The organism is Bacteroidota bacterium (genome assembly GCA_016213405.1).
In the GTDB taxonomy this organism is placed as follows: Bacteria; Bacteroidota; Bacteroidia; order Palsa-948; family Palsa-948; genus Palsa-948.
The window spans coordinates 1-6,493 of sequence record JACRAM010000035.1 but is presented as its reverse complement, the minus strand read 5'-3'; the positions used below and the strand labels follow the sequence as shown (position 1 = coordinate 6,493).

The following is a 6,493-nucleotide window of genomic DNA, read 5'->3' as shown; positions in this document are numbered from 1 at the left end:
TATAGTATCCCCTTTAATACTAAAATTCGTAGAATGGATTCTAAAATTGCCACAGGTACAGCAATACATAGACAGATTAATAAAATAGTTAGCAATCCATTAAATATTCCTTCGTTTGATTCCATTATCGTGATACATGCCAAAAATAATTACTCACAACAAAAATTTTCAATAAAAAAAATCCCGCACCGGAAACAGCCGATACGGGATTTTAAAAAAGGTAAACTTAGTTTTACCTGCTGAGCATCACCTTTTTAACAGCCGAACCGGCAGGTGTTTTAACGTTTATAAAATACATTCCCTGTGGCTGATGCGACAGGTCAAAGCTGAACTTTTGTTGAACCGAAAGATTTTCTGATGCCTGAGAAATAACTTCTCCGAGCACATTGGTAATCTTTACATCCGCCTGCCCTAAATCACCCGCGTTGATATACACCGCCACGGCACCCGAAGATGGATTCGGATATACCGAAACATATTGGTTTATATCCGTTTCTTCAATGCCTACCACACTGGTAATGTTGATGTCATCCACATACATGTTGTTCTCATAATCATTGGTGTGGCGGAATTTGACCAGCATGGTGCTTGCCGGCAGATAGGGAGTGAGAGAAACTGTTTCAAGCCGCCACTGTGAGGTTGTTGGAAAAAATTCAGCAGTGCTGAAAACAGGAGTAACCGTGGTAAGGTTTGAAGAATACTTGAAATAAGGAGTGCTCCAGGTTGCACCGCAGTCGGTTGAAACCTGCACTTTAAGCGTATCAGACCAGTTTGTCGCGGCATTCGGATCTGTGTAAAGCTGATAGGCAACCTGAAACGTAAGCTGGGCGCTGGTAGCTGATTGCATACTTATCGGATTGGAAGTTAATTCATCCACCTGCCCGCTGGCTGAATACCAGTAGTTGCCCATGTACATGGAATACGAACCGGTTTTTTTAGCGCTGTCGGTGCGGGTCCATGTTGCTGAAGCATCCGGATTATTCAATGTCCACCCTGCAGGAAAAGTTGCGCTCTCAATTCCATCTACAACCGGAGGGTTTTGCGCAGCTCCCGCAACCGTGAAAGTGCTTGTGTTCTGGTCGTTGCCCGGATTGCCATCGGTTCCCGCATTGGGGTTGCTGGTGGAAGAAGTAAAAGTATGCGTTCCGGCAGTGGTGACCATATTTGGCAGCGTAACAGTTGCAGATGCTGCCGATGCCAGCGAACCTGTCCAGCTGAATTGTGTATTTGGATTGGCATCCACCTTATAATTAATGGTGCAGGAGGTAAGTGTGGTGGCGCCATAGTTTTGCAATATTACTTTAGGAGTCAGCGTGGTGCTGCAGGCAATTCCGCTGGGGCTTACTATGCTGTTGATTCCCGCATCAAGCGCGGCAGCGGGACCGCAAACTATTACAGCATTATTCGCAATGCTCATAAGGTTATTTGCAATAGCGCTCTGGCATCTTGCTTTTTGTCCGGCAGTGAACATATTGTAGCAGTTGTCATCACTGTAATCCATGTAGTTCATATACATGATTCCGTTTCCGGATGGAGTGCATCCATCTGTATGAGGAAATGAATAACAGCCTGATGTTGCATCTGCCTGATTAGGCGTGTCTGCAACCAGATCATCTCCGGTGCAGGCTCCTCCGTCATCTCCCCAAATGTGATACAAATTAAAGCAGTGACCTATTTCATGAGAAAGAGTTCTTCCATAGCCAAACGGAGGGCAGGTTCCCGGATTAGTCAAACTTCCTACCGTGCAGTAATGAACTACTGTTCCGTAAGACGAACTGATAGGAGGAAATTGCCCGTATCCCAGCAAGCCGCCACCGAGGTTGCCGCACCAGATGTTCAGGTATTTAGTTACATCCCATGGGTCATCGCCTCCATTTGCAGATTGTTTAATAAAATCATTAGTGGTGAAGCTTGTAGCCGTAGTTGATTTATGAACAATGCCGGTTGTAGGATTTCCACTTGGGTCCTTTGTAGCCAGGCAAAACTGAATTTGCATATCAACAGCCACCGCCTGAAACGGAGCAGGAGTATTTCCGGCATCTGAGTTTGTGCGAGACCAGTCCTGGTTTAGTTGCAAGATAGCTGCCTGAACTTTTGCATCCGTTACATTTTGTCCGGCACCGTTATACACCACATGAAATACAATGGGAATGGTGTATTGAGCAAAGGTCTGAGGATTTCCGTCTTTTTTTGATTGGATAATTTTCTTTACACCTTCCTGGATTGATTTTTCAACTTCTGCACGTTTCGCATCAAAGTTCGGGTCTTGCGAGCGCAAGTAATTATCATGCTGAACTTGCGCACAGCGAATGATTCCTTCCGCATTGGCAGGCGCCTGAATTGGAAGAACTGACTGAGCATTCACAAACAGAGAACACACCATGCCTGCTCCGAGCAGTACGACTGAAAAAGTAATTTTTTTCATAGATAATTGTTTTAGTCCTGAAATAAATTCAGGAGAGGGTTTCTGAATAGGAGTGTAAAGGTATTTTTTCAGATGATAAAAACAAATTTTTTGGCAACAAATATTTCAACAGTTATTGGAGTTCCAATATCCCTTCATCATTTCGTCCCAAACAAAACTTTTCAACATTCTTCAAAACTCTGTTTCCATTATTTATCTTCGCTTCCCTTTTTAGAAAAATGATTTCACCGATTCAAAATAGATTACACCGATTTTACCCTCTGCCATGAAGTTCAGCCACCTCCACGTTCACACCCAGTATTCTCTTCTTGACGGAGCAGCAGATATTTCTTCCTTATATAAGAAGGCGGTTGCCGATGAAATGCCCGCCATTGCCATTACTGACCACGGAAACATGTTTGGCGTTTTCAGTTTTGTGGCGGAAGCATCCAAACACAATACTCTTGAAAATCCGGATAAGATAAAACCAATCGTGGGCTGCGAGTTTTATGTGGTGGAGAACCGGCTTAAAAGACAATTTACCAAAGACGATAAGGATGTTCGTTATCATCAGCTCATGCTGGCGAAAAATACCGAAGGATATAAAAATCTTGTCAAACTCTGCTCGCTCGGATACATTGAAGGCGGTTACGGGAAATATCCCCGCATTGATAAAGAACTTATTCTTCAATATCACAAAGGATTGATTGCCACCACTTGTTGTTTAGGAGCCGAAGTCCCGCGCACGATTCTTAGAAAAGGAGAAGCGGAAGGAGAAAAAGCTTTCAAATGGTGGCTGGATTTATTCGGAGAAGATTATTATGTGGAAGTTCAGCGCCACGATATTCCGGAGCAAAACAAAGTGAACGAAGTGCTTCTGAGACTGGCAAAGAAATATAATGTGAAGATGATCGCCTCCAACGATTCTCACTATGTGAATGTGGAAGATTACAACGCGCACGACATTCTTCTCTGCATCAACACGGGCGAAAAGCAAAGCACTCCTTCGGCAAAAGATTTTGCGGATGATGACACGATAAGCGCGAAAGGAAAGCGTTTTGCGTTCTTCAACGACCAGTTTTATTTCAAATCAACCGAAGAGATGGCAAAACTCTTCAGCGATATTCCCGAGGCAATTGATAACACAAATGAAATCGTAAGCAAAATTGAAACGCTGAAACTCAAGCAGGATATTCTTCTTCCCAACTTTCCCATTCCTCAAAAATTTCAAATACATAATAAGGAAGAGGTCATTAATAAAACTGTTCTCACTCCCAATTCTCTCAATCAATGGGAATATCTGAAGCATCTTGCATTCGAAGGAGCAAAGAATCGCTACAAAGAAATTTCTCCCGAGATAGAGGAGCGATTGAACTTTGAACTTTTTACTATTAAAACGATGGGTTTTGCCGGTTACTTTCTCATTGTAGCAGATTTTATTAAAGCGGGAAGAGACCTGGGAGTTATTGTCGGACCTGGCAGAGGAAGCGCTGCCGGTTCGGTGGTTGCCTATTGCACGTACATCACCAACATTGATCCGATAAAATATAATTTGCTGTTTGAAAGATTTCTTAATCCCGACAGAAAATCAATGCCCGATATTGATACTGACTTTGACGATGAAGGAAGGCAGAAAGTTTTGAATTACGTAGTAGAGAAGTATGGAAAAAACCAGGTGGCGCAGATTATTACTTACGGAACCATGGCGGCAAAGACCAGCATCAAAGATGTTGCGCGTGTGTTGGATTTACCATTGAATGATGCGAACATGCTTACCAAACTAGTTCCTGAACGCCCGGGCATTGAATTGGACCGGTTGATTAACGCGTCTCTTTACGGTCCCGGAAGTTTGCAGGACAAGGAAAAAGAAAACCTCGGTTCTGATGATATGGATTCCATCAGGCGCTTGCGCGAAATTCATAATGGAAAAGATTTGCAGGCAAAAGTTTTGAAAGAAGCGCTTATACTGGAAGGTTCTGTCCGCAACACGGGCGTTCATGCAGCGGGAATCATTATCGCGCCCAAAGATCTCACAGAAATAATTCCTGTCGCCACAGCAAAAGACAGCGAACTCTACGTAACGCAATACGAAGGCACCGTGGTGGAAGAGGCAGGCGTTATCAAAATGGATTTTCTCGGGCTCCGAACGCTTACTATCATGCGTGATGCACTCAAGCTGATAAAAGAAAATCATGGAAAAGAAATTGACATTGACGCCATTCCGCTTGACGATAAAAAAACTTTTGAACTCTATCAGCGCGGAGAAACCAACGGAACCTTCCAGTTTGAATCAGCAGGAATGCAAAAACATTTAAAAGACCTGAAGCCCGATAAGTTTGATGATTTGATTGCGATGAACGCGCTTTACCGTCCCGGACCGATTCAATACATCCCCACCTACATTGCGCGAAAACACGGGCGTGAAAAACATTCCTTTGACCTTCCTGAAATGGAAGAGATACTGAAAGAAACGTATGGCGTTACGGTTTATCAGGAACAAGTGATGCTTCTTTCCCAAAAACTTGCCGACTTCACCAAAGGAGATGCGGATTATTTGCGCAAAGCGATGGGAAAAAAACAAAAGTCGGTGCTGGATAAAATGAAAAGCAAGTTCATTGAAGGAGGAACAAAAAATAAACTTCGCCTTGATAAACTTGAAAAGATATGGACGGACTGGGAAGCGTTTGCACAATACGCATTTAATAAATCGCATTCCACTTGCTATGCGCTTGTCGCATTTCAAACTGCGTATCTCAAGGCGCATTTCCCTGCTGAGTACATGTCGTCAGTTCTCACGCATCATCTCAGCAACATTGACAAGATTACTTTCTTCATGGATGAATCGCGGAGAATGGGAATTCCCGTTCTCGGACCAGATGTGAATGAGTCGCAGTATCAATTCTCGGTGAATAAGAACGGGCAAATCCGATTTGGACTCGGAGCCGTGAAAGGAGTAGGTGAGGCGGCTGTAACTTCCATTGTTGAAGAGAGGAAAAAGAAGGGTCCATATAAAAACATTTTTGATTTTGTGAAGCGAGTGAACCTTCGCTCGGCAAATAAAAAAACGTTTGAAAGTTTGACGTATGCGGGAGGGTTTGATTCATTGGGACTTTCACGAAGCACGTATCTCGCTCCAGATAAAGATGGAATCTCTTTTCTGGAAATGCTTCTCAAGTGGGGAGCGCGAACGCAGGAATCAAAAGCGGGAGCACACGCTTCTCTCTTTGGCGATTCGGCAGATGCCCAGATTCCCGATCCGATTACTCCCATCGTTGAGCCCTGGGGAAATCTCGAGCAGTTGAAACATGAACGGGAAGTGATAGGATTTTATTTATCAGGACATCCGCTGGATAATTACAAGATAGAAATGGAAACATTCTGCAAGAACAAACTTGCTGAATTGCAGAACATGGAGAAGTTGATCAACAGGGAATTTTCTTTTGGCGGAATGATCTCCATGGTGAACCACCGCATTTCCAAAACAGGAAAACCATTCGGCAATTTCACGCTGGAAGATTATTCAGGCCAGCATGAATTTGTTTTGTTTGGCGAAGACTATGTGAAGAACAAACTGCACATGACCATCGGTTACTTCGTACACATCCGCGGAAAAGTGATTGAGAACCGATGGAATGAAACGGTGCGGATTGAATTCAAAATCTCAACTATGCAATTGCTATCAGACATGCGCGAAAAAATGCTGAAGTCCATCACGCTCAATGTTCCTCTGAAAGATATTTCAGATAAGTTCATTCAGAATCTCGAATCGTTGGTGAAAGCAAACACGAAAGAAAAAGACGGAACCTGTTACCTTAAAATTAATGTAATGGATTCAGAAGAAGGAATTCAACTCACACTCCCGTCAAGAAAAGTAAGAGTGAATCCTGACAATTCATTCCTCAGCACGATTCAAAACATGCCGAATGTGACGTACAAACTGAATTAATAACTGATGTTACGCAAATACATTTTTACCGCAGAGTTCGCTGAGGTTTTACGCAGAGAACCGCTGAGAATACAAGATTGCATTTTCTCTGCGGCTCTCCGCGTGTTGTTTTCTCTGTGTTCTCTGCGGTTAATTGCTTTTCT

The 6,493-nt window shown here is 43.3% G+C and carries 2 protein-coding genes; one reads left to right on the top strand and one right to left on the bottom strand.

Translation table 11 applies throughout. The features are described 5' to 3' along the window. Positions 1–232: 232 nt before the first annotated feature. Positions 233–2,425 (bottom strand): T9SS type A sorting domain-containing protein, encoded by a 2,193-nt coding sequence (locus HY841_03750; GenBank protein MBI4929851.1) that lies wholly within the window; start codon positions 2,423–2,425, stop codon positions 233–235. A 265-nt stretch (positions 2,426–2,690) separates the two neighbouring features. On the opposite strand from HY841_03750, the gene dnaE reads away from it, so the two are divergent. Further along, positions 2,691–6,350 (top strand): DNA polymerase III subunit alpha, encoded by a 3,660-nt coding sequence (dnaE, locus tag HY841_03745; protein ID MBI4929850.1) that lies wholly within the window; start codon positions 2,691–2,693, stop codon positions 6,348–6,350. Positions 6,351–6,493: the final 143 nt, after the last annotated feature.